The sequence below is a fragment of the Microbacterium sp. PA5 genome (assembly GCF_049860775.1).
Taxonomy (GTDB): Bacteria; Actinomycetota; Actinomycetes; order Actinomycetales; family Microbacteriaceae; genus Microbacterium.
The window spans coordinates 1,068,724-1,091,744 of record NZ_CP187567.1; the positions used below are offsets into that span (position 1 = coordinate 1,068,724).

Annotated in this window: 21 protein-coding genes; 18 read left to right on the forward strand and 3 right to left on the reverse strand. The window is 71.8% G+C overall.

The genetic code is table 11. The features are described from left to right. The first annotated feature begins 16 nt into the window (after positions 1–16). The 13 genes from ACPWUT_RS04890 (at position 17) to dapF (ending at position 12,766) form a co-directional block, all read left to right on the forward strand. Positions 17–1,693: a ribonuclease J gene (locus ACPWUT_RS04890; protein WP_284529315.1), complete on the forward strand. Its 1,677-nt coding sequence runs from the start codon at positions 17–19 to the stop codon at positions 1,691–1,693. 56 nt (positions 1,694–1,749) lie between these two features. Then, positions 1,750–2,244 carry a GNAT family N-acetyltransferase gene (locus tag ACPWUT_RS04895; protein WP_284529317.1) on the forward strand — a complete coding sequence of 165 codons (495 nt, stop codon included), beginning with the start codon at positions 1,750–1,752 and terminating at the stop codon, positions 2,242–2,244. Between the two features lie 72 nt (positions 2,245–2,316). Further along, positions 2,317–4,974: a DNA translocase FtsK 4TM domain-containing protein gene (locus ACPWUT_RS04900; RefSeq protein WP_425841232.1), complete on the forward strand. Its 2,658-nt coding sequence runs from the start codon at positions 2,317–2,319 to the stop codon at positions 4,972–4,974. A gap of 39 nt (positions 4,975–5,013) precedes the next feature. Continuing rightward, a complete protein-coding gene (gene pgsA, locus ACPWUT_RS04905; RefSeq protein ID WP_284529319.1) occupies positions 5,014–5,589 on the forward strand; it encodes a CDP-diacylglycerol--glycerol-3-phosphate 3-phosphatidyltransferase in 576 nt (191 codons plus the stop codon). Between the two features lie 80 nt (positions 5,590–5,669). Then, positions 5,670–6,146, forward strand: coding sequence for a CinA family protein (locus ACPWUT_RS04910; RefSeq protein ID WP_284529594.1), 477 nt, complete (start codon positions 5,670–5,672; stop codon positions 6,144–6,146). Positions 6,147–6,293: 147 nt separating this feature from the next. Continuing rightward, positions 6,294–6,614 (forward strand): helix-turn-helix domain-containing protein, encoded by a 321-nt coding sequence (locus ACPWUT_RS04915; RefSeq protein WP_284529321.1) that lies wholly within the window; start codon positions 6,294–6,296, stop codon positions 6,612–6,614. Between the two features lie 16 nt (positions 6,615–6,630). Then, the gene (locus ACPWUT_RS04920; RefSeq protein ID WP_284529322.1) at positions 6,631–6,852 is read left to right on the forward strand and encodes a DUF3046 domain-containing protein; all 222 of its coding nucleotides are present in this window, start codon (positions 6,631–6,633) and stop codon (positions 6,850–6,852) included. Positions 6,853–7,082: 230 nt separating this feature from the next. Then, the gene (gene recA, locus ACPWUT_RS04925; protein WP_284529323.1) at positions 7,083–8,135 is read left to right on the forward strand and encodes a recombinase RecA; all 1,053 of its coding nucleotides are present in this window, start codon (positions 7,083–7,085) and stop codon (positions 8,133–8,135) included. A gap of 89 nt (positions 8,136–8,224) precedes the next feature. After that, positions 8,225–8,896: a regulatory protein RecX gene (locus ACPWUT_RS04930; protein WP_425841238.1), complete on the forward strand. Its 672-nt coding sequence runs from the start codon at positions 8,225–8,227 to the stop codon at positions 8,894–8,896. Positions 8,897–8,963: 67 nt separating this feature from the next. Further along, a complete protein-coding gene (gene miaB / locus ACPWUT_RS04935; RefSeq protein ID WP_425841241.1) occupies positions 8,964–10,517 on the forward strand; it encodes a tRNA (N6-isopentenyl adenosine(37)-C2)-methylthiotransferase MiaB in 1,554 nt (517 codons plus the stop codon). Then, positions 10,514–11,446 (forward strand): tRNA (adenosine(37)-N6)-dimethylallyltransferase MiaA, encoded by a 933-nt coding sequence (gene miaA, locus ACPWUT_RS04940; RefSeq protein WP_425841244.1) that lies wholly within the window; start codon positions 10,514–10,516, stop codon positions 11,444–11,446. Before miaB ends, miaA begins: the two co-directional genes overlap by 4 nt. Beyond that, positions 11,443–11,865, forward strand: coding sequence for a GNAT family acetyltransferase (locus ACPWUT_RS04945; RefSeq protein WP_284529328.1), 423 nt, complete (start codon positions 11,443–11,445; stop codon positions 11,863–11,865). The genes miaA and ACPWUT_RS04945 overlap by 4 nt, the downstream gene beginning before the upstream one ends. Positions 11,866–11,899: 34 nt before the next feature. Then, positions 11,900–12,766: a diaminopimelate epimerase gene (gene dapF, locus ACPWUT_RS04950; protein WP_425841247.1), complete on the forward strand. Its 867-nt coding sequence runs from the start codon at positions 11,900–11,902 to the stop codon at positions 12,764–12,766. 27 nt (positions 12,767–12,793) lie between these two features. On the opposite strand, the gene ACPWUT_RS04955 is transcribed toward dapF, so the two are convergent. After that, entirely contained in the window at positions 12,794–13,444 is a 651-nt protein-coding gene (locus ACPWUT_RS04955; RefSeq protein ID WP_425841250.1) for a class I SAM-dependent methyltransferase, read from the reverse strand. A gap of 92 nt (positions 13,445–13,536) precedes the next feature. Between ACPWUT_RS04955 and hflX the strand changes: the two genes are divergently transcribed. Beyond that, positions 13,537–15,075: a GTPase HflX gene (gene hflX, locus ACPWUT_RS04960; protein WP_284529331.1), complete on the forward strand. Its 1,539-nt coding sequence runs from the start codon at positions 13,537–13,539 to the stop codon at positions 15,073–15,075. Between the two features lie 9 nt (positions 15,076–15,084). Here the strand turns inward: hflX and ACPWUT_RS04965 are convergent, their stop codons facing one another. Further along, positions 15,085–16,983, reverse strand: a complete 1,899-nt coding sequence (locus ACPWUT_RS04965; RefSeq protein WP_425841254.1) for a S9 family peptidase — start codon at positions 16,981–16,983, stop codon at positions 15,085–15,087. A 255-nt stretch (positions 16,984–17,238) separates the two neighbouring features. On the opposite strand from ACPWUT_RS04965, the gene ACPWUT_RS04970 reads away from it, so the two are divergent. Then, entirely contained in the window at positions 17,239–18,201 is a 963-nt protein-coding gene (locus ACPWUT_RS04970) for a methylenetetrahydrofolate reductase (protein ID WP_284529333.1), read from the forward strand. After that, positions 18,198–20,516: a 5-methyltetrahydropteroyltriglutamate--homocysteine S-methyltransferase gene (gene metE, locus ACPWUT_RS04975; RefSeq protein ID WP_425841258.1), complete on the forward strand. Its 2,319-nt coding sequence runs from the start codon at positions 18,198–18,200 to the stop codon at positions 20,514–20,516. Before ACPWUT_RS04970 ends, metE begins: the two co-directional genes overlap by 4 nt. A gap of 36 nt (positions 20,517–20,552) precedes the next feature. Here the strand turns inward: metE and lexA are convergent, their stop codons facing one another. Then, positions 20,553–21,236 (reverse strand): transcriptional repressor LexA, encoded by a 684-nt coding sequence (gene lexA / locus ACPWUT_RS04980; RefSeq protein ID WP_284529335.1) that lies wholly within the window; start codon positions 21,234–21,236, stop codon positions 20,553–20,555. A gap of 270 nt (positions 21,237–21,506) precedes the next feature. On the opposite strand from lexA, the gene ACPWUT_RS04985 reads away from it, so the two are divergent. Both ACPWUT_RS04985 and ACPWUT_RS04990 read left to right on the forward strand, forming a co-directional pair. Then, complete coding sequence (locus tag ACPWUT_RS04985; RefSeq protein WP_425841262.1) at positions 21,507–21,872, forward strand: LysM peptidoglycan-binding domain-containing protein; 366 nt, start codon at positions 21,507–21,509, stop codon at positions 21,870–21,872. A gap of 19 nt (positions 21,873–21,891) precedes the next feature. Beyond that, complete coding sequence (locus ACPWUT_RS04990) at positions 21,892–22,983, forward strand: histidinol-phosphate transaminase (RefSeq protein ID WP_425841265.1); 1,092 nt, start codon at positions 21,892–21,894, stop codon at positions 22,981–22,983. Positions 22,984–23,021: the final 38 nt, after the last annotated feature.

Genomic DNA, 23,021 nt, shown 5'->3' on the forward strand with positions numbered 1-23,021 from the left:
CCGCGAAAGGCGTGTCATGCCCACCATCCTGTCCGAACCGCCCGCACTCGAGCCCGGCACCCTGCGCGTCACACCGCTCGGCGGCCTCGGCGAGGTCGGCCGCAACATGACCGTGTTCGAGTACGAGGGAAAGCTCCTCATCGTCGACTGCGGCGTGCTCTTCCCCGAGGAGCACCAGCCCGGCGTCGACCTCATCCTCCCGGACTTCGAGCCCATCAAGGGACGCCTGGACGACGTCGTCGGAGTCGTGCTCACCCACGGCCACGAGGACCACATCGGCGCGGTCCCGTACCTGCTCCGCCTGAAGAACGACATCCCGCTGCTCGGGTCCGGGCTCACCCTGGCGCTGATCGAGGCCAAGCTCAAGGAGCACCGGATCAAGCCGTACACGATGACGGTCACCGAGGGGCAGCGCGAGCAGGTCGGTCCGTTCGACCTCGAGTTCGTCGCGGTGAACCACTCGATCCCCGATGCACTGGCCGTCGCCATCCGCACTCCCGCCGGCATGGTGCTCGCCACCGGCGACTTCAAGATGGACCAGCTGCCACTGGACGGGCGCATCACCGACCTGCGCGCGTTCGCGCGCCTCGGCGAGGAGGGCGTCGACCTGTTCATGGTCGACTCCACGAACGCCGATGTGCCGGGATTCACGCCGCTCGAGCGCTCCATCGGGCCGGTGCTCGACCAGGTCATCGCCAAGGCGCCGCGTCGGGTCATCGTGGCGAGCTTCTCGAGCCACGTCCACCGCGTCCAGCAGGTCATCGACGCCGCTCACGCGCACGGGCGCCGTCTGGCGTTCCTCGGGCGCAGCATGGTCCGCAACATGACGATCGCCGAGGACCTCGGCTACCTGCAGGTGCCCGAGGGGGTGCTGATCGACTACAAGAAGGCCAAGGACCTCCCCGACGACCGGATCGTCTACATGTCGACCGGATCGCAGGGCGAGCCGATGGCCGTGCTGTCGCGCATGGCGAACCTGGACCACGCGATCGAGCCCGGGCCCGGCGACACCGTCATCCTCGCCTCGAGCCTCATCCCCGGCAACGAGAACGCGGTCTACCGCGTCATCGACGGCCTCACCAAGCTGGGCGCGAACGTGGTGCACAAGGGCAACGCGAAGGTCCACGTCTCCGGCCACGCCGCGGCCGGCGAGCTGCTGTACTGCTACAACATCCTGAAGCCCCGCAACGTCCTGCCGATCCACGGCGAGTACCGCCACCTCATGGCCAACGCCAAGCTGGCCCAGGACTCGGGGGTCCCGACCGAGAACACCATCCTCGGCGAGAACGGCACGGTCGTCGACCTGAAGGGCGGCGTGGCCCGCGTCGCCGGCCAGCTCGACCTCGGATTCGTGTACGTCGACGGATCCACCGTCGGCGAGATCACCGACGCCGACCTCAAGGACCGCCGCATCCTCGGCGAAGAGGGCTTCATCTCGGTGATCGTCGTCGTCGACGCCGCGACTGGCCGCATCATCACGGGTCCCGAGATCCACGCCCGTGGGTTCGCCGAGGACGACGCGGTCTTCGAGTCGGTGAAGCCGAAGATCGCGGCCGCGCTCACCGAGGCCGCTCAATCGGGCGTCCGCGACACGCACGCGCTGTCGCAGATCGTGCGGCGGACGATCGGCCGCTGGGTGAACCAGGCGCTGCGCCGTCGTCCCATGATCGTGCCGCTCGTCATCGAGGCGTGAGCACCCCGGCCCCGTTCGCGCGCGAGCGGGGCCGCCGCCCTTCTACAATCGGCGACATGCCCGTCGCCTTCCGCCTGCGTCCTGCCACCCAGGCCGACGGCGCGTTCCTGGCGGACATGGTCGTCGAGGCCGCCAATTGGCGTCCCGAAGGAGCCCGTCCGCGCCACGAGGTCCTCTCGTACCCCGAGCACAGCCGCTACGTCGCGGGCTGGATGCGCCCCGGCGATGCCGGTTTCGTAGCCGTGGACGCACAGGACGCTCCGATCGGAGCAGCCTGGTACCGGATGCTGCCGCGCACCGATCCCGGCTTCGGCTACGTCGGGACGGGGGTGCCCGAGCTGATCATCGGCGTCCGTCCGATCTGGCGGGCCCACGGTGTGGGCCGCGCCCTGCTGCAGCGGCTGTGCGAGCACGCCCGCGCCGAGGGATTCGGCCGATTGAGCCTGTCCGTCGAGCGCGGCAACTTCGCCCGCACGCTCTACCGCAGCGAGGGCTTCGCCGTCACCGCCGCCGGCGTCGGGCGCGACACCATGGTGAAGCGCCTGCGCTGACCGCGGTGCGCGTCCGGCCCAACGGTCGCGTCGCTACGGGGGAACGTCGCCGCTGCGACGTACCGTGGGGGAATGGCCAGGAGCACGAACCCGACCACGAGCCCGCGCACGCCCGCGAAGAGCTCCGGGTCGTCGCGCGCCAAGAAGCCGGCGCCGGCGCCCAAGCGCTACGTCGACGAGCCGGATCGCCCCTCGGCGCTGGTGCGCGCCTGGATGGGCCTCGCGCACGCCACCGGCGGCGTGTTCCGCGCCTTCGGGCCCGAGACCCTCGAGAAGGATCAGCGTCGCGACGGGTTCCCGTTCCTGCTCGTGCTGCTGGCGATCGCCGGCGCCGTGGTGGAGTGGTTCCTCATCGGCACCGACGTCGGCACGACGATCAGCGCGTACACGGTGGGCGCCCTCGTCGGACGCGAGGCGTTCGTGCTCCCCGTGCTGCTCCTGCTGCTGGCCGGGTGGCTGTTCCGTCATCCCTCGTCCGTGCACGACAACGGCCGCATCGGCATCGGGTTCGGACTGTTCGTGCTCGCCGTCGCGGGCTTCTGCCATGTGCTCGGGTCGCGGCCGCAGCCCCGATCGGGACTGCCGGCCCTCAGCGAGGCCGGGGGCCTGTTCGGCTGGATGGTCGGCGAGCCCCTCACCTTCCTCACCCCCGTGGGGGCGAGCATCGTCCTCGGGCTGATCGCGGTGCTGAGCGTGCTCATCCTCACCAAGACCCCGCCGAACCGCATCGGACAGCGCCTCGGCGATCTGTACGCGTGGATGTTCGGCGCGGAGCGCGCCGAGCGTCCCGCGCCCGCGGACGGCGCGGCCGTCGCCTTCGAGAAGGACGACGAGAGGGACGACGCCCTCCCGTGGTGGCGGCGCAACAAGTCCGGCCGCGAGGAGGACGTCGACGGCCACCTCGGGTCCGACGATCTCACCGCCCTCCTGGAGGCCTCGCCCGCGGGCGGGTTCGAGCAGGCCGTCGCCGCTCCGCCGGTGCCGCCGCCGCCGTCGGAGGCTCCCACCGAGGTCATCGATCCGCGTGTCGTCGCCGGCGCCCGCCGTGCGGCGCGGGGCGCCGATCTCGGGATCCGCGAAGACGCGGAGGAGGTCCACGACGACGGGCTGCTGCCGGGGCTCTCGGGTCTGGGCGGCGACCACGACGGCCGTCCTCCCGCGACGCCCTACCGCCTGCCGTCCGTCGACGCGCTGGCCGCCGGCACACCGCACAAGGCGCGCTCCGAGGCGAACGACCAGGTCGTGCGCGCCATCACGGGCGTGTTCTCGCAGTTCTCCGTCGACGCCCGGGTGACGGGCTTCTCCCGCGGGCCGACGGTGACGCAGTACGAGATCGAGCTCGGACCGGGGGTGAAGGTCGAGCGCATCACCGCACTCACCAACAACATCGCCTACGCCGTCGCATCGAACGAGGTCCGCATCCTCGCCCCGATCCCCGGCAAGAGCGCCATCGGCGTCGAGATCCCGAACACGGATCGCGAGATCGTCACCCTCGGCGACGTGCTGCGCTCGCCGGCCGCGAGCGCGCAGACCCATCCGATGACGATCGGCGTCGGCAAGGACGTCGGCGGCGGCTACGTCATCGCGAACCTCGCCAAGATGCCCCACCTCCTCGTGGCCGGCTCCACCGGGTCCGGAAAGTCCAGCTTCGTCAACTCGATGATCACGAGCCTGCTGATGCGCGCGAAGCCCAGCGACGTGCGGATGGTCCTCATCGACCCCAAGCGGGTCGAGCTGACGTCCTACGCCGGCGTCCCCCACCTCATCACCCCCATCATCACCAACCCCAAGAAGGCCGCGGAGGCGCTGCAGTGGGTGGTGAAGGAGATGGACATGAGGTACGACGACCTCGCATCGTTCGGCTTCCGGCACATCGACGATTTCAACCGCGCCGTCGTGGCCGGGGAGATCGACCTCCCCGCCGGGAGCGAGCGCGTCCTCAAGCCCTACCCGTACCTGCTGGTGGTGGTCGACGAGCTGGCCGACCTCATGATGGTGGCGCCGCGCGACGTGGAGGACTCGATCGTCCGCATCACCCAGCTCGCCCGCGCGAGCGGCATCCACCTCGTCCTCGCGACCCAGCGGCCGTCGGTCGACGTGGTCACCGGCCTCATCAAGGCCAACGTGCCCTCGCGTCTCGCCTTCGCCGTCACGAGCGTCACCGACTCCCGCGTCATCCTCGATCAGCCCGGCGCCGACCGGCTGATCGGCCAGGGCGACGGCCTCTTCCTGCCGATGGGCGCCTCGAAGGCGGTGCGCGTGCAGGGGGCCTGGGTCGCCGAGAGCGAGATCGAGAAGGTCGTCGCGCACGTCAAGAAGCAGGCGCAGCCGGACTATCGCTCCGACGTCGCCGCCGTCGCCGAGAAGAAGGAGATCGACGCGGACATCGGCGACGACCTCGACCTGCTCCTGGCGGCCGCCGAGCAGATCATCTCGACGCAGTTCGGCTCGACCTCGATGCTCCAGCGCAAGCTGCGCGTGGGATTCGCCAAGGCGGGTCGCCTCATGGACCTGCTGGAGTCGCGCGAGATCGTGGGTCCGTCCGAGGGCTCGAAGGCCCGCGACGTGCTGGTGACGCCCGACCAGCTCCCGGGCGTGCTGGCCCGCCTCCGGGGCGAGGAGCCCCCGTCCGCCCCGGCGGATGCGGTGGACGCGCAGTTCGACGGCTACGAGGTCGTGGACGGCGATTCCGGCGACGAGGACGCATGGGGCCTCACCGGCAGGGACTGACGCGGTCGCCCGCGCGGCGCCTCGGATAGGCTCGGCGTCGTGACGATTCCGCGCCAGCTCCCCAACGCGATCACCGTCGTCCGCATCCTCTGCGCACCGGTCTTCGTGTGGATGCTCCTGGCAGACGGCGGCTCCGACGGACCCCTCCGGTGGTGGGCCGCGGTCCTGTTCATCGTGGCGATCGCCACCGACGGCATCGACGGATACCTGGCCCGCCGCCACGACATCGTCACCGACCTGGGCAAGCTCCTCGATCCGATCGCGGACAAGGTCCTCACGGGTGCGGCCTTCGTGTGCCTGTCCGTCCTGGGCGAGCTGGACTGGTGGATCACCGTCGTCGTCCTGGTGCGCGAGGTGGGCATCACGGTGCACCGCCTCGTCGTGGCGAGCGACCACGTGGTGGCGGCGGCGTGGATGGGCAAGCTCAAGACCGTCGCGCAGGCGGTCGCCCTCTCGCTCGCGCTGCTTCCGCTGTGGACCGTGGTCGGCGAGTGGATCCACGTCGTCAACGCCGTCGCCATGACCGTCGCGGTGGCGCTGACGGTCGCCAGCGGCATCGACTACGTCATCACCGAGCTGCGCGGCGCGCGAGCGGATCGGAAGGAGCAGCGGTGACCACGCGGCGGGAGGCGCGCGCGGCGCGCGAGGCGGTCGACCTCGACGACGTGGAGGAGACGCTCGTCTCGCACGCGCGGCTGTCCGACGCTGAGCGGCTCGTGGCGCGCCTGAAGGAGCTCGGCTGGACCCTGGGCGTCGCGGAGTCGCTCACTGGCGGTCTGGTGGCCGCCGCGGTGGTCGCCGTCCCCGGAGCGTCGGCGGTGCTGCGCGGGGGAGTGGTCGCATACGCGACCGACGTCAAGCAGACGGTCCTGGGCGTCGACGCCACGCTCCTGGCGGCACACGGCCCGGTGCATCCCCGGGTGGCGCGGCAGATGGCCGACGGCGCGCGGCGCGTGCTCGGGCGTGCCGGCGAGGCCGCCGACGTCGGCATCGCCACCACCGGCGTGGCCGGCCCCGTCTCGCCCGACGGGCAGCCCGTCGGAACGGTGCATCTCGCGGTGTCCACACCGCTCGGATCCCGTGTCGAATCGCTCGTGCTCGCGGGCGACCGGGACGAGATTCGCACCGAGGCGACGACGCTCGCGCTGCGCCTGGCCTTCGACGCGCTCTGACGCGGGAGGGAATACGGGGTGTTTCCCCTCGGTTACATCTGAGCGATTCCCACCCTTTCTCCAGCACTCGGGGTCTAGGGTGACAGCCAAGTGCTGTACCGTTGTCGGTCCGAGACAGCGGTTCATCGTCACAGAAGGGGGCCTGACATGATCCTGGTTCGTCAAGAGATCGGTGACGTCCTTCGTGACATGCGTCTTCAGAAGGGCAAGACCCTCCGTCAGGTCGCCGGCCGCGCGAGCGTGGCCCTCGGCTACCTGAGCGAGGTCGAGCGTGGCCAGAAGGAGGCCTCCAGCGAGATCCTCGCCGCGGTGGCCGACGCGCTCGATGTGCCCATCTCCACCATCATGCGAGAGGTGGGCGACCGCATCTCCGTGCTGGAGGGTCTGCAGACCTTCCCCGACGTGGTGCCGGACGACCTCGCGTCGCTGGGCGAGGACTTCGCCCAGCCCGAGCTGTCGCTTCGCTGAGGCGGCTGCGCTCCGGATGCGTCGCAGCGAGTTCGGCCGTGCCGTCGCGGCGGAGTTCGGCGCGCGAGGCGATGCGCTGGTCAGCGACCTCTCGCTGAGCTCCCTGTCCTACCGGACGGCCGCGCAGGCGCTCGAGGACGGCGTGGACACCCGCGAGGTCTGGCTGGCGCTGTGCGCCGAGACCGACGTCCCGCTCTCCCGTCGTCACGGCGCCGGCTGGCTCGAGCCGCGCCGCTGATCCTCCGCGTGTCGCATCGAACACCTGTTCGATTGCGCGTAGTCTCCTGTACAAGAGGTATCGCAGAGACGTTGTCCTCCGATGCGCAGGTGAGCCGACGCGATGTCGGACCTCCTCCGTAGCGTGGACCGCGTCATCAAGACACCTCCGCCTTGTCGCAGCGTTCCCTCCGTCGGAGGGGAGCGCGACAGCCTACAGGCGACGGAAACGCGACCACGAAGGAGCACGTCATGCCATCACCCGCAGACCGCGAGAAGGCCCTCGAATCGGCCCTCGCCCAGATCGACCGCCAGTTCGGGAAGGGCTCGGTCATGCGGCTGGGCAGCGACGAGCGCGCCCCGGTCGAGGTCATTCCCACCGGCTCCATCGCCCTCGACGTCGCCCTCGGCGTCGGCGGACTGCCGCGTGGCCGCATCATCGAGATCTACGGGCCGGAGTCGTCGGGTAAGACGACCCTGACCCTCCACGCGATCGCCAACGTGCAGCGCGCGGGCGGCATCGCCGCCTTCATCGACGCGGAGCACGCGCTCGACCCCGATTACGCGCACAAGCTGGGCGTCGACATCGACCAGCTGCTGGTCTCGCAGCCCGACACCGGAGAGCAGGCGCTCGAGATCGCCGACATGCTGGTCCGGTCCGGCGCCATCGACCTCGTGGTCATCGACTCCGTCGCCGCGCTCGTGCCGAAGGCCGAGATCGAGGGCGAGATGGGCGACTCCCACGTCGGTCTTCAGGCGCGACTCATGTCGCAGGCGCTGCGAAAGCTGACCGGTGGTCTGAACCAGACCAACACCACGATGATCTTCATCAACCAGCTGCGCGAGAAGATCGGCGTGTTCTTCGGCTCGCCCGAGACGACGGCCGGTGGAAAGGCGCTCAAGTTCTACGCCTCCGTCCGCCTCGACATCCGCCGCATCGAGACGCTGAAGGACGGCACCGAGGCCGTGGGCAACCGCACGCGCGTCAAGGTCGTGAAGAACAAGATGGCTCCGCCGTTCAAGCAGGCCGAGTTCGACATCCTGTACGGCGTGGGCATCTCCCGCGAGGGCAGCCTCATCGACTTCGGCGTGGAGCACGCGATCGTCAAGAAGTCGGGCGCCTGGTACACGTACGACGGGGAGCAGCTCGGTCAGGGCAAGGAGAACGCCCGCAACTTCCTGATCAAGAACGTCGACGTTGCGGCTGAGATCGAGAGCAAGATCAAGCAGAAGCTCGGCATCGGCCAGCCGAAGACCGTCGAGACGCCGGCGGGCGACGAGCTCGCGGCCCGGCGGCCCGCCTGATCATGGGGGACCACGGGGGCGAGTCCCGACGGGGGGACGGACTCGCCCCCGTCATCCCGCTGTTCGGCGGGGCCACGCGGTTCGACGCGGTGACATCGTCTGAGCCGGCCACCCGGTCCGCGGAGCCGGACGGCCGTGCGACGCCGGGCAGCCACAGCATCCCGAGCGCGGGCGGCGACGAGGACGAACGCGCCGACCGCTGGCACCGCAGCTGGCTCGTCGAGCACGAAGAGGCGCCCGTCGACGGCGTCGACGGGGAGGCGGACCGGACGGAGCTGCGCGCATCCGCCGAGACGGCTCTGCTGCGGAAGCTCCGTTCCCGGTCGATGTCGGTGCGGGAGGCGCGCGGCGTGCTCGCCGGTCACGATCTGGAAGAGCACGAGATCGATGCGATCGTCGATGCGTTCCTCGGCCACGGGTACCTCGACGACGCACGGCTCGCCGAGCAGCTGGTGCACATCGCGACCGCTCGCAAGGCGCAGGGACGACAGGCCGTCGCGCAGACGCTCACCGCGCGGGGCGTCCCGCGCGAGGTCGTCGACGCGGCGCTGGCCGAGCTCCCCGACGACGATGCAGAGCGGGCCCTCACCTTCGCACGACAGAAGGCACGCAGCATGGGCTCGCTGGACCGCGACACCGCACTGCGACGCCTGCACGGGCAGCTGGCTCGTCGAGGATTCGGGGGAGCCACGGCGATGTCCGCTGCGCGGCAGGCGCTCGACGAGGCGGGGACGCGCCCGTCCTCGGTGCGCTTCCACTGACGCCGGGCGGCGCACCTCTGCGGCGCACGGGACGGCTTTCCGTGGTCACTCGTAGAATGGTCCCATCATGACTTCCCCGTCCTCTGCACCGACGATCATCGCCCCCTCGTCCGCGGCGCGGGCCGATGACGGCACCGCCCGCACCTACGAAGTGCGCACCTTCGGGTGCCAGATGAACGTGCACGACTCGGAGCGCCTCTCGGGTTCCCTGGAAAGTGCCGGATACGTGCGCGCGGAGGCCGGCGTCGAAGCCGATGTGGTCGTCATCAACACCTGCGCAGTGCGCGACAACGCCGCCGGAAAGCTGTACGGCACGCTGGGGCACCTCAAGAGCCGCAAGGATCGTCACGCGGGCATGCAGATCGCCGTCGGCGGCTGCCTCGCGCAGATGGACAAGGACGCCGTGCTCGACAAGGCGCCGTGGGTCGACGTCGTGTTCGGCACCCACAACATGGGCTCCCTGCCCGGCATGCTCGAGCGGGCGCGTCACAACGGCGACGCCGAGCTCGAGATCCTCGAGTCGCTCGAGGTCTTCCCCTCCACACTTCCCACCAAGCGCGACGCCATCCACAGCGGCTGGGTGTCCATCTCGGTCGGCTGCAACAACACCTGCACGTTCTGCATCGTCCCGAGCCTTCGCGGCAAGGAGAAGGATCGTCGTCCCGGCGACATCCTGAGCGAGATCAAGCTGCTCGTCGACGACGGCGCCGTCGAGATCACCCTCCTCGGCCAGAACGTCAACAGCTACGGCGTCGAGTTCGGCGACCGCCAGGCGTTCGGCAAGCTCCTGCGGGCCGCGGGCGAGATCCCCGGCCTCGAGCGGATCCGCTTCACGAGTCCTCATCCCGCCGCCTTCACCGACGACGTGATCGACGCGATGGCCGAGACCCCCGCCGTGATGCCGCAGCTCCACATGCCGCTGCAGTCCGGTTCGGACCGCATCCTCAAGGCGATGCGGCGCTCCTACCGCAGCGAGCGGTTCCTCGGCATCCTCGACCGCGTCCGCGAGCGGATGCCCGACGCGGCGATCACCACCGACATCATCGTCGGCTTCCCGGGTGAGACCGACGAGGACTTCGAAGACACGATGCGCGTGGTGGAGAAGGCGCGCTTCGCCAGCGCGTTCACCTTCCAGTACTCCATCCGGGAGGGGACACCGGCGGCCACCATGCCCGACCAGGTGCCCAAGGCCGTCGTGCAGGAGCGGTACGAGCGTCTCGTCGCCCTGCAGGAGCGCATCTCGCTCGAGGAGAACCAGCGGCAGGTGGGGCGCGAGGTCGAGGTGCTGGTCTCGACCGGCGAGGGCAAGAAGGACGCCGCGACCCGGCGCCTGACGGGTCGCGCCGAGGACAACCGCCTGGTGCACTTCGAGGTCCCCGACGGCTCGCCCGTGCCGAGGCCCGGCGATGCGGTGTCGGTGGTGATCACCCACGCGGCGCCCTTCCACCTCCTGGCCGACAGCCCCGATGGCGCTGCGCTGCGCATCCGTCGCACCCGCGCGGGCGATGCGTGGGACCGCGCGCAGGCGGAGTCGTGCGGTGTCCCCGCGCCGTCGGGTGCGGGGACCGGGCCGCGGGCGGTCTCGCTCGGCCTGCCCACGCTGCGTCCCCCGGGGGCGTGAGCACGTCCGGCGCGTCCGCGCCGCGGCTGTGGGCGGTCGTCGGCGCGACCGGCACCGGCAAGACCGACCTGTCTCTGCGGCTCGCGGCGTCGCTGATCGCGCGGGGACGGGCAGCGGAGATCGTCAACGCGGATGCGATGCAGCTCTACCGCGGCATGGACATCGGCACGGCGAAGCTCCCGCTCCGCGAACGACGGGGGATCGCGCATCACCTCTTCGACGAACTCGACGTGACCGAAGAGGCCGCGGTCGCCTGGTACCAGCAGCGCGCGCGAGAGACGATCGAGGACGTCTTCGCCCGCGGCGGCGATGCGATCCTCGTCGGCGGGTCCGGGCTGTACGTCTCCAGCGTGATCTTCGACTTCCGCTTCCCGCCCCGCGACGGCGCTGCGCGTGCCACCCTCGAGGGTGAGCTCCGGGCGGCCGGCCCCGAAGCGCTGTTCCGGAGGCTGCAGGCGGTGGACCCCGAGACCGCCGCGCGCATCGATCCGCGCAACGGCCGTCGGATCGTGCGCGCCCTCGAGGTGATCGCGCAGGGCGAGGCCACCCACGGGGCGTCGCTGCCGGCCGAGCCGGTCCTCTGGCACCACCCCACCACGGTGCTGGGCGTACACGTCGACCGCGCCGAGCTCGTCCACCGCCTCGACCGGCGTGTGGAGCGGATGTGGGCGGAGGGGCTGCTCGACGAGGTCCGCGTCCTGCGGGGCCAGGGGCTCGAGCACGGTCCCACCGCGGGCAGGGCCATCGGCTACGCGCAGGCGATCGAGCAGCTCGACGGCCGGCTCACGCAGGCCGAGGCGATCGCACAGACCCAGGCCCTCACCCGGCGCTTCGCCCGCCGGCAGGTCTCGTGGTTCCGCAGATATCCGGGCCTGGCGTGGCATCCGCCCGACGTCGACGCCGGGCGCCTGGCAGACTCGACCGCATGACACTCCAGATCCGGCCGTTCGACCTCGCCGACACCGAGCCCGTCGTCTCGCTCTGGCAGGAGACCGGGCTGACCCGCCCCTGGAACAACCCCTACCAGGACATCAGCCGCAAGCTGCGCGTGCAGCCCGAGCTGTTCCTGGTCGCCGTCGACGGCACCACTCTGGTGGGCACCGTGATGGCCGGCTACGACGGGCACCGCGGCTGGCTCTACTACCTGGCGAGCAGCCCCGCGCGCCGGGGCGAAGGCATCGGCCGCCGCCTCGTCGAACGCGCCGAGGAGCTGCTGATCGACATGGGATGCCCGAAGGTCCAGCTCATGGTCCGCACCGAGAACGTCGAGGTGCACGACTTCTACGCCTCGCTCGGGTTCGAGCCCTTCGAGACCTGGAACACCGGCAAGCGCCTCATCGCCGACTGACGCCGGCCGGGACAGCCGCGCCTAGACTTGCGGGGTGCCCACCATCGCGTTCACCAAAGGCCACGGCACCGGCAACGACTTCGTCATCGTGCCCGACGTCGACGGCGCGCTGAGCCTCACCGACGATCAGGTCGCCGCGCTGTGCGACCGGCGCTTCGGCATCGGCGGCGACGGCATCCTCCGCGTCGTGCGCTCCTCGGCGCTCCGCGAGGGAGCGGACACCCCCGACGCCGAGTGGTTCATGGACTACCGCAACGCCGATGGATCGGCGGCCGAGATGTGCGGCAACGGCATCCGCGTCTTCGCCCGCTACCTCGTCGACAGCGGCCTCGCCGAGCTGCCGCAGGGCGGGGTGCTGCGCATCGGCACCCGCGCGGGGACGAAGACCCTCACGCGCTCCGACGACGGGTTCGAGGTCGACCTCGGCCGGTGGCACCCGGAGGGCGACGACGTCACGGTCCGGGCACGCGGTCTCGACGTCCCCCGGCCCGGGCAGGGCATCGACGTCGGCAACCCGCACGTCGTCGTGGCCCTCTCCAGCACGGCCGAGCTCGACGGGCTCGACCTGACCGTGCAGCCGCTGCTCGCGCCCGAGCCGCCGTCCGGGGCGAACGTCGAGTTCGTCGTCCCGTCCGACCCGCTCGTCGAAGCCGGCGTCGGCGCGGTCACCATGCGCGTGTTCGAGCGCGGCGTCGGCGAGACGCTCTCGTGCGGGACCGGGGTCGCCGCGACGGCTCTCGCCGTGAGGCTGTGGGCCGGCGAGCGGGCGCCGGAGCGCTGGCGTGTCGACGTGCCCGGCGGGCGTCTCGGCGTGCGCATCACCCATCACGAGGACGGCGAGCACGTCCTCCTGTCGGGCCCTGCGACCCTCGTGTACTCCGGAGAGGTCGCCCTCGCCTGACGCGGCGCGCGCGAGGCCCCGGCGCGCTCAGACGCTGCCGGGCAGTGGGATGGCCTCGGTGGCCGGGCTCCCGTGCCGTCGCACCTTGAGCACGCGGAAGCCGCGGCCGGTCGCGGCCCGTGTGACCGTGTACCCCTTGTCGAGGGTGGCGGCGAGCCAGCGCTGCAGGGAGTCGGAGCCGAGGTTGCGCTGCACGACGAGCCACGCGTCGCTGCGCTCGTCCAGGCGCGGGATCCAGCGCTCCAGCAGGCCGTGCAGTTCGTTCTTGCCGACCCGGATCGGCGGGTTCGAGCGGATCGTGCGGAAGGTGACGTCGGCGGGAACATCCCCGGGCAGGACGGCGTTGACATTGGTGAGACCGAGTGCGTCGGCGTTTCGCCGCACGAGGTCCAGAGCACGCTCGTTGACGTCGACGGCCCACACCGTGGACCGAGGCGATTCGATCGCCAACGACAGGGCGATCGGTCCCCACCCGCTGCCCAGGTCGAGCAGATGACCACCGGGCGGCGGGGGCGGCGTGTTGGCGAGGAGCACCGCGGTGCCCGAGTCGACGTGATCCGGGCTGAAGACCCCTCCCGCCGTCGTCACCTCGACGTCGCGCCCGGCCAGCGTGACGCGGATGCGGCGGAGGTTCTCGGGACTGGCGGGGGTCGCGCTGAAGTAATGATCACTCGCCATGGCCTTCGAGCGTAGCGGAGGACCTCCCAGTGCGGGAGGCTAGAGTGCACGGGGGCCGCCTGCCACAGGCGGTCGCCACAGGAAAGGAACACATGACGGACACCACCACCCCGAAGAGCGCCGACGAGACGCCGGTGGACCCGGTGGATCGCGTGCTCGCACACGCCGACGGGCGGTCCGGGGTGCGCGTCTTCGGATCCGGGCAGGCGCTCGGGTCGGCGCAGGCCCTCCAGGACGCCGCGACCGTGGCCTACGGCGACGGGGACGGCGACCAGTGGGATCGCGAGGACCGCGCGGCACTGCGCCGGGTCGCCGGCCTGTCGACCGAGCTCGAGGACGTCACCGAGGTCGAGTATCGCCAGCTGCGACTCGAGAACGTGGTGCTCGTCGGCGTGTACGCGCAGGGCTCGCACGAGGACGCCGAGAACTCCCTCCGGGAACTCGCCGCGCTCGCCGAGACCGCCGGCGCGGTGGTCCTCGACGGTGTGCTGCAGCGGCGCCCGCACCCGGACCCGGCGACCTACATCGGCCGCGGCAAGGCGGCCGAGCTGCGCGACCTGGTCGCCGCGGTCGGCGCCGACACGGTGATCGCCGACACCGAGCTCGCCTCCAGCCAGCGTCGCGCGCTGGAGGACGTCGTGAAGGTGAAGGTCATCGACCGCACCACGGTGATCCTGGACATCTTCAGCCAGCACGCCAAGAGCCGGGAGGGCAAGGCGCAGGTCGAGCTCGCTCAGCTCGAGTACCTGCTGCCCCGCCTCCGAGGCTGGGGCGAGTCGATGTCCCGTCAGGCCGGTGGACAGGTCGGCGCCGGCGGCGCCGGCATGGGATCGCGCGGACCCGGTGAGACGAAGATCGAACTCGACCGCCGCCGCATCCGCACCCGCATGGCGCAGCTGCGCCGTCAGATCCGCGACTTCGCGCCCGCCCGCGAGGCGAAGCGCGCCGAGCGCAAACGGCACACGATCCCGTCGGTGGCCATCGCCGGCTACACCAACGCCGGCAAGTCCAGCCTGCTCAACCGGCTGACCAGCGCCGGCGTGCTCGTCGAGAACGCCCTGTTCGCCACGCTGGACGCCACGGTCCGCCGCGCGCAGGCGGCCGACGGCCGCGTCTACACGCTCACCGACACGGTCGGATTCGTCCGCAACCTCCCCCACCAGCTGGTGGAGGCGTTCCGTTCCACGCTCGAGGAGGTCGCCGACGCCGACGTGATCGTCCATGTCGTGGACGGCTCGCATCCGGATCCGGCCGCACAGCTGGCGACGGTCCGCGATGTGATGGCGGACGTCGGCGCGCGCTCGGCGCGTGAGATCGTCGTCTTCAACAAGGCGGATCTCGTCGACCCCGACACGCGTCTGGTGCTGCGGGGGCTCGAGCCGGAGGCGATGTTCGCGTCGTCGCGGACGGGCGAGGGGATCGCGGAGCTGCGCGAGGCGATCGAGGCGGCGCTTCCGCTTCCGGCCGTGGAGGTGCGCGCCCTCGTGCCGTACGACCGCGGCGACCTCGTCAACGCCGTGCACGAGTCGGGCCACATCGTCTCGACCTCGCACGAGGAGGGCGGCACCTCGGTCCACGCCCACGTCAACCCGCGGCTCGCGGCAGAGCTCGCGCCCTACGCCCTCGCCTGACCGCCGAGGTCAGTCGAGGTCGATCGCCGGCACGTCGGGGGTCTCGAAGCCGAAGACCCGGCCGAGGAAGGCCAGCTCGGTCTCCAGCGCGTGCACGATCGTCTCGGCCCGGCGGAACCCGTGCCCCTCGCCCTCGTACAGCACGTACGCGTGCGGCACACCGCGGGAGGCGAGGGCACTGCGGATGGCCTCGGACTGCGCCGGCGGGACGACGGCGTCCTCCGCGCCCTGGAGAAGGAGCAGCGGCGCACGGAACCGGTCGGCGCGTCCGAGAGGGGAGCGCTGGAGGTACAGCTCCTCGGCCTCCGGCAGGGGACCGATGAGCCCGTCCAGATAGCGCGCCTCGAAATCGTGCGTGTCGGCGGCGAGGGCGCGCGCGTCCCCGACGCCGTACCGCGAGACCCCTGCGGCGAACACGTCGCTGGCCACCAGCGCGGCCAGCACCGTCCATCCGCCCGCGGACCCGCCTTCGATCGCGAGGCGGGCGGGATCGGCGCCGCCCTCGGCGACGAGGCCCGACGCTGCGGCCACGACATCGTCGACGTCGACCACGCCCCACTGGCCCCGCAGGCGCTCGCGGTAGTCCCGGCCGTAGCCCGTGGAACCGCCGTAGTTGACGTCGAGCACCCCGATACCGCGACTGGTGAAGTACGCGATCTTCGCGTCGGCGACCCCGCCGACGTGTGCCGTGGGGCCGCCGTGGACCCAGACCAGGTACGGGGGGAGCTCGCCGTCAGGGGCGACGGCGTCCGGATGGGTGGGCGGGAAGTCGAACGCGTGCACCGGGCCGTGGGGCCCGGCGAAGGTCACCGCGCGGCCGTCGGGAAGCCAGTGTGTCCCGCCCTCGAAGCCGCCCCCACGCACGAGCTCGACCGCGCCCGACGCCACGTCGACCGACCAGATCCCCGTCACGCCCGGGGCGCTCCCGGAGATGAGCACGTGGCCGCGTGCCGCGTCCTCGATCAGCGCACGACTGCGCACCGGAACGTCCAGGGCGTGTGCGGTGCCGTCGGCGTCCAGCACGACCGCCTCGTCCGAACCCTGCGTGCGCAGCGCGACCAGCCGGCCGTCGCCCACGGGCGCGTACCAGCGGGATCCGAGCACCCAGAGGGGACCGCCCGTATCCGCGGGCGCCGCGGAGACGACCACCGGGTCGCTCCCGAGCGTGACGCGGAAGACGTTCCAGCGGCCCGAGGGGTCGTCCACGTAGAGCAGCGTCCGCTCGTCCTCCCACTCGGGCTGCAGCGCGGCGGTGGCGCCCGACGAGACGACGGTCCACTCGGCGACGGCGCCGTCGCCGATCCGTCCCACCCGCAGCTCGGTGCGATCCCAGGGCATGTCGGGATGGTTCCACGCGATCCAGGCGAGGTGGCGGCCGTCCGGCGACAGCGCGGGCTGGGCCACGAAGTCGCTGCCTGCCGCGAGTTCCCTGACCTGGCCCTCCGGCGACACCGAGACGATCGATCGGCGCGGCGTGGATGCCCCCGCCTCTGCGTGCTCCTCGCGCACCGCCAGCAGAGTGCCCGCCTGCCAGCGCAATCCGCCGTAGCGCACGTCGCCGGCGTCGGAGGTGAGCGGCACCGGCTCCGCCCCGGGCTGAAGCGCCCAGATGCGCTGGTCCGCCTTCTCGACGAAGAAGAGCCGGCCGCCGGGGTCCGCAGTCCACGCGCCGCCGCCGTACTCGTGCACCCGGGAGCGCGCGTTCCACGGAGCGGGGAGCACATCGGCCACCTCTCCGGCACCCGAACGACGGCGCACGGCCGTGCGGCCGCCCTCCGCGGCGATCGACTCGCCCCACCAGACCTCGTCGCTCACGAAGGCGGCGCCCTCGAAGCGGGGAGCGGATGCCGCCGCAGCCGAGGCGGAGAGGGGGGAGGGCCAGGATCCGTAGGGAAGGGTGACGACCATGTCTCCCACGCTACGCCGAGCGGTGCCGGGCGACGGTGAAACAGGACGTCACAGATCGAGCGGCCGTGCTCCCGCGTCCTAGAGTGGTGCCAACGATCCGGAACCTCACGGGGACGGACGGCTCGGACCACCGCACCCCCTGCGGCTCCGGGCAGGAGCGACAGCCGAGCCCGGCACCCGCCCGCAGACCGCACCCGCGTGCGGCCGCGGCCGACCGGCCCCCTGATCCACCGCCTGCCTGAACCGAGAGCTGTCATGTCGAATGCCGTCGAGGCGTCTGCATCGCCTTCCGTGCCGATCTCCTTCGAGGTCTACCCGCCCCGGACCGCCGCCGGCATGCCGGCGCTGCACGAGACCATCCGGCGTCTGGCAGAAGCCCGGCCCCAGTTCATCTCGGTGACCTTCGGAGCGGGCGGCTCCACGGGAGGACGGTCCCTCGAGGTCCTCACGCACATCCTCCGCGAGACCGCGGTGCCGCCGCTCGCGCACCTGACCTGCGTCGGAAGCACGTACGCCGACGCGGGAGCCCTCATCCGCGAGTTCCTCGACGCGGGCATCACGCGCTTCCTCGCCCTTCGTGGCGATCCGCCCGCCGGGGCGCAGGAGGGAGACGCCTTCCTCGGCGACCTCGAGAGCGCCGCCCAGCTCGTGCAGCTGATCGACCGCGTCCAGGCCGAGCGTGCGCCCTACAGCGAGGCGGACGTGCCGGGGCTGCCGGGCGCTGCCACGGTCGCGCCCCGCGAGCGCGTGCAGATCTCCGTCGCCGCCTTCCCCAACGGGCACCCGCGGTCGCGGCATCCGCACGAGCACATCGACGCGCTCCTGGCGAAGCAGGCGGCGGGGGCGACCCTCGCCATCACCCAGCTGTTCTTCGAGGCCGACGACTACCTCGGCTTCGTCGCGCGTGCCCGCCGCGCAGGCGTGCACATCCCGATCCTGCCGGGCCTCATGCCGCTGACCTCGCCCGGGAGGCTCGCCCGCGTGCTCGAGCTCACCGGCGAGGCGCGCCCGGCCGCGTTCGCCGATGCGCTCGACGCCGCCACCTCGGCCGAGGAGCAGCGCGCGATCGGGATCGCGCACGCCGCTGCGCTGGCACGCGCCGTGATCGAGGGCGGCGCGCCGGGCGTGCACCTCTACGCGTTCAACAACCACCAGACGGTGCTGACGGTCCTCCGTGAGGCCGGCATCCTCGACGACCGACAGGAGACCCCCGCATGACGTTCCCCGCCGCCACGATCCTCGGCTACCCGCGCATCGGCCGCCGCCGCGAGCTCAAGCAGGCCGTCGAGGCGCACTGGGCGGGTCGTCTCTCCGAACCGGACCTCGAGGCTGCCGCGGCCGAGCTGCGCGGACGGACGCGGGCGCGCCTGGTGGAGCTGGGCCTCGGCGCCGGCGACTCGTCGATCCCCGAGTCCTTCTCGTACTACGACCAGGTGCTCGATCTCGCCGTCGCGGTCGGAGCGATCCCGCACCGGTTCGAGGCCCTCCGCGAGCGCGACGGCAGCATTCCGCTGGCCGCATACTTCGCGATCGCCCGGGGCGACGACGAGCGACCGCCGTTGGAGATGACCAAGTGGTTCGACACCAACTACCACTACCTCGTGCCCGAGATCGGCCCCGAGACGGTCTTCTCCCCGTCCGGCGACCGGTTCGCGGCGCAGGTGCGCGAGGCCCGGAGCGCCGGGTTCGTCACCCGGCCGGTGCTCGTGGGCCCGGTGACCTTCCTCGCCCTCGCCAAGCCGTCCTCCGATGCGCCGGAGGGGTTCCGGCCGCTGGACCGGCTGGACGACCTCCTCCCCGTCTACGCGGAGATCCTCGCCGGCCTCGCCGAGGCCGGTGCGGAGTGGGTGCAGCTGGACGAGCACGCTCTGGTGAGCCAGGCGCTGGGATCGTCCGACGCCGAGCTCGCCCGCGCCGCCGAGCGCGCCTACGAGGCGCTGGGTGCGGCCCCTTCCCGCCCGCGTGTGCTCGTCGCCGCCGGTTACGCGTCGCTGTCCGACGAGGCGTGGGCCGCGCTGGCAGCCGCGCCGATCGAGGCCCTCGCCCTCGATCTGCATCGCGGCCCGGTTCCCGCACCGGTGCCGGGCCTGGCCGAGAAGGTCCTCGTCGGCGGTGTCGTCGACGGGCGGAACATCTGGCGAGGCGACCTCCGCGCGGCGTGGGAGCGGCTGCTGGAGCTGCGCTCGCTCGGTGCGCGCCAGGTGGCGGCAGGCACCTCGACGTCGCTGCAGCACGTGCCGCACGACGTCGCCGACGAGCCGGACCTGGCGCCGCGCCTGCGATCCTGGCTGGCGTTCGCCGACCAGAAGACCGCGCAGGCGGCGACGCTCGGCCGGGGCCTGACGCTCGGTGCGGAGGCGATCGCCGCCGACATCGCCGACGCCGACGCCGCACTGGCAGATCGCCGGGAGGCGCCGGGCGTGCGCGACGGACAGGTGCGGACGCGCCTTGGCCGACTGTCGCCCGGCGACCTCGCCCGGCCCTCCGACGCGGAGCGGGCCGCGGCGCAGCAGGATCTCGGGCTGCCGCTGCTTCCGACGACGACGATCGGCTCGTTCCCGCAGACCGCGGAGATCCGCCGGGCGCGCGCCCGCCACGGGCGTGGGGAGCTCGGCACGTCCGCCTACGAGAGCTACCTGCGGGACGAGATCTCCCGCGTCGTGGAGCTGCAGGAGGACCTCGGCCTCGACGTCCTCGTGCACGGAGAGGCGGAGCGCAACGACATGGTGCAGTACTTCGCCGAGCACCTCCAGGGCTTCGCGGTCACCCGCAACGGCTGGGTCCAGTCGTACGGATCGCGCGCCACGCGACCCTCGATCCTGTGGGGCGACGTCTCGCGGCCGGCACCGATCACCGTGGGATGGTCGAGCTTCGCCCAGTCCCTGACCGCCCGTCCCATGAAGGGCATGCTGACGGGGCCGGTGACGATCTTGGCCTGGTCGTTCGTCCGCGACGACCAGCCCCTCGCGGAGACGGCCGACCAGGTCGCGCTGGCGCTGCGCGACGAGATCGCCGATCTCGAGGATGCGGGGATCCGCATCATCCAGGTCGACGAGCCCGCCCTCCGCGAGCTCCTGCCCCTGAAGGCGGCGCAGCAGCCGTCGTACCTGGCGTGGTCGGTGGCTGCCTTCCGGCTCGCGACGGGCGGGGCGGCAGCGCGCACGCAGGTGCACACGCATCTCTGCTACTCGGAGTTCGACGTCGTGATCGATGCGATCGCGGCCCTCGATGCCGATGTGACCTCGATCGAGGCGGCGCGCAGCCGCGGGGAGGTGATCGACGACATCGCCGCGGCGGGGTTCTCCCATGGCGTCGGTCCGGGGGTCTACGACATCCACGCCCCCCGCGTGCCCTCCGTCGACGAGGTCGCCGAGCTGCTGGAGCGGGCGGCCGATGCGCTGCCGCTGCGGCAGGTGTGGGTCAACCCCGACTGCGGTCTGAAGACGCGTGGCTACGACGAGACCGTGGAGTCGCTGCGCAATGTGGTCGCCGCGACCGAGCGCGTCCGCGCGAAGGTGGCGGCGCTGAGCTGACGCCGCCGGGGCGGCGCGTGCCCGAGCCCGGCCCGGTCAGACCGCGCGCAGGACGGCGACGACCTTGCCGAGGACGACGGCGTCGTCGCCGAGGATCGGCTCGAAGGCCGTGTTGCGGGGGAGCAGCCAGGTGTGCCCGTCGCGCTGGCGGAAGGTCTTGACGGTCGCCTCGCCGTCGAGCATCGCCGCGACGATGTCGCCGTTGTCGGCGACGGGCTGCGAGCGCACGACCACCCAGTCGCCGTCGCAGATCGCCGCGTCGATCATCGACTCGCCGCTCACCCGGAGCATGAACAGGTCGCCCTTGCCGACGAGCTGACGGGGGAGGGGGAAGATCTCCTCGACCTGCTGGTCTGCGGTGATGGGGACGCCGGCGGCGATGCGCCCGACCAGGGGGACCATCGCGGCGTCGCCGACCGCGGGCGCCTCGTCTGCGGGGTTCTCGGCGGCGCTGCCGGGCAGGTCGATCAGCACCTCCATCGCGCGGGTCTTGCCGGGGTCGCGGCGCAGGTAGCCGCTGAGCTCGAGCTGGTTGAGCTGGTGCGTGACGCTGGAGAGCGACTTGAGTCCGACGGCGTCGCCGATCTCGCGCATGCTCGGCGGATAGCCGTGACGCGCGATCGATCGCTGGATGACCTCGAGGATCGCCAGCTGCTTGTCGCTGAGCGACTTGCGTCGACGGGTCTGGGGCTTGTCCCTGGCCGACCGGATCTCGTCCATGGCCGCGCTCCTCTCGAGTCCTCCGGAAGGTCAGCGCCTTCGAATGTCGGAGGTGGGTGATGGGGTCTAGATATCGAAACCGTATCCGGTCTCGTCGCAGCCGAGCGTGAGGCGATCGCGTGTCGCGTTCGATTCATCTGCGATGTCGGATGCCCTTGACACCATACTTGTATCGAAGATAGATTCGGAAGAGAACTTCGCACCCGGCCCTCCCGGCCGAGAGTCGGGTGCGAAGTTCCGAACTCCGAACTCGGATCCCCGGGAGGAATCATGACCACCATCGACATCGCCGCAGCATCCGCGCTGACTCCGGCGACCCGCCTGCGCCTGACGACGCGCGGTCGGCGCGTGGTCGCTTTCCTCGCAGCCCTGCCGGCGGTCGCCGCGCTGGGCATCGCGATCGTCTCCGGGGGCGCCGCCCTCGCGTCCGCCGACCGCGAGGCGGCGTCGCCCGAGTTCGCGACCGTGACCGTCCTTCCAGGCGACAGCCTGTGGTCCATCGCCCAGGAGGTCGCACCGGCGGCCGACCCCCGCGACGTGGTCGACGCGATCGTCCGTCTGAACGCCCTCGGCACCGCACAGCTCGACGCCGGCCAGGAGCTCTCGATCCCCGCGGAGTACGCGACGCAGGAGTGAGCGGTCCTAGCATGGAGGCGTGAGTTCACCCATCGACGGCCGCGTCCGTCTCGAGGACCTGCCCCTGCGCGAGGATCTGCGCGGACTGACGCCGTACGGCGCTCCGCAGGCGCCCCTTCCGGTGGCGCTCAACGTCAACGAGAACACGCACCCCGTCCCCGAGGAGGTCGCGGACGATATCCTCGACGGCATCGCCCTCGCTCTGCGCGAGGTCAACCGGTACCCCGATCGGGAGTTCACCGCGCTGCGCGAGGGGTTCGCCGACTACCTCGGACACGGCCTCGAACGTGACCAGATCTGGGCCGCCAACGGGTCGAACGAGGTGCTGCAGCACCTGCTGCAGGCGTTCGCGGGGCCGGGACGTTGTGCGTTCGGCTTCGGGCCGACCTACTCGATGTACCCCCTGCTGACGCGTGCCACGGGTGCCGAGTACGTCTCGGGCACGCGAGAGCCCGACTACACGGTGTCGCCGGAGTCGGCGGCATCGCAGATCGCGGACGCCGACCCCGACGTCGTGTTCCTCTGCGCCCCCAACAACCCGACCGGCACGCCCCTGTCGCTGGAGGTCATCGAGTCGGTGTACGAGGCCGCCCGCGGCGTCGTGATCGTGGACGAGGCCTACCAGGAGTTCGCGCCGCGCGAGGAGAGGTCCGCCCTCACGCTGCTGCCGGGCCGCGAGCGGCTGGTCGTCTCGCGGACGATGAGCAAGGCCTTCGCCTTCGCGGGGGCGCGCGTGGGCTACCTCGCGGCGGATCCCGGCGTCATCGACGCCCTGCGTCTGGTGCGGCTGCCGTATCACCTGAGCGCGCTCACGCAGGCTGCCGCCACGGCCGCCCTCCGGCACGCCCCCACGATGCTCGGCATGGTCGACGAGATCGTCGCCCAGCGCGATCGGATCTCGGCGACGCTCGACGCGCTCGGGTACACGCCGTTCGAGAGCTGGACGAACTTCGTCCTCTTCTCGGGCGTCGACGACCCGGGGGCGACCTGGCAGGGCCTCTACGATCGCGGCGTGCTGATCCGCGACGTCGGCATCCCGCACAGCCTGCGGGTCACCGCCGGCACCGAGGAGGAGTCGACGGCCTTCCTCGAGGCCCTGGCGGCGCTCTGAGAGCACCCCCAACCGCGGGGGCGGCACCGTGGCCGGTC

Coding starts and splice junctions, on each gene's coding strand:
- ACPWUT_RS04915 (WP_284529321.1), top strand. CDS start 6,294: ATGATCCTGGTTCGTCAAGAGATCGGTGACGTCCTTCGTGACATGCGT.
- miaB (WP_425841241.1), top strand. CDS start 8,964: ATGACTTCCCCGTCCTCTGCACCGACGATCATCGCCCCCTCGTCCGCG.
- recA (WP_284529323.1), top strand. CDS start 7,083: ATGCCATCACCCGCAGACCGCGAGAAGGCCCTCGAATCGGCCCTCGCC.
- ACPWUT_RS04970 (WP_284529333.1), top strand. CDS start 17,239: ATGTCGAATGCCGTCGAGGCGTCTGCATCGCCTTCCGTGCCGATCTCC.
- ACPWUT_RS04955 (WP_425841250.1), bottom strand. CDS start 13,444: ATGGCGAGTGATCATTACTTCAGCGCGACCCCCGCCAGTCCCGAGAAC.
- ACPWUT_RS04895 (WP_284529317.1), top strand. CDS start 1,750: ATGCCCGTCGCCTTCCGCCTGCGTCCTGCCACCCAGGCCGACGGCGCG.
- metE (WP_425841258.1), top strand. CDS start 18,198: ATGACGTTCCCCGCCGCCACGATCCTCGGCTACCCGCGCATCGGCCGC.
- ACPWUT_RS04920 (WP_284529322.1), top strand. CDS start 6,631: ATGCGTCGCAGCGAGTTCGGCCGTGCCGTCGCGGCGGAGTTCGGCGCG.
- ACPWUT_RS04890 (WP_284529315.1), top strand. CDS start 17: ATGCCCACCATCCTGTCCGAACCGCCCGCACTCGAGCCCGGCACCCTG.
- ACPWUT_RS04900 (WP_425841232.1), top strand. CDS start 2,317: ATGGCCAGGAGCACGAACCCGACCACGAGCCCGCGCACGCCCGCGAAG.
- ACPWUT_RS04965 (WP_425841254.1), bottom strand. CDS start 16,983: ATGGTCGTCACCCTTCCCTACGGATCCTGGCCCTCCCCCCTCTCCGCC.
- ACPWUT_RS04945 (WP_284529328.1), top strand. CDS start 11,443: ATGACACTCCAGATCCGGCCGTTCGACCTCGCCGACACCGAGCCCGTC.
- lexA (WP_284529335.1), bottom strand. CDS start 21,236: ATGGACGAGATCCGGTCGGCCAGGGACAAGCCCCAGACCCGTCGACGC.
- hflX (WP_284529331.1), top strand. CDS start 13,537: ATGACGGACACCACCACCCCGAAGAGCGCCGACGAGACGCCGGTGGAC.
- ACPWUT_RS04985 (WP_425841262.1), top strand. CDS start 21,507: ATGACCACCATCGACATCGCCGCAGCATCCGCGCTGACTCCGGCGACC.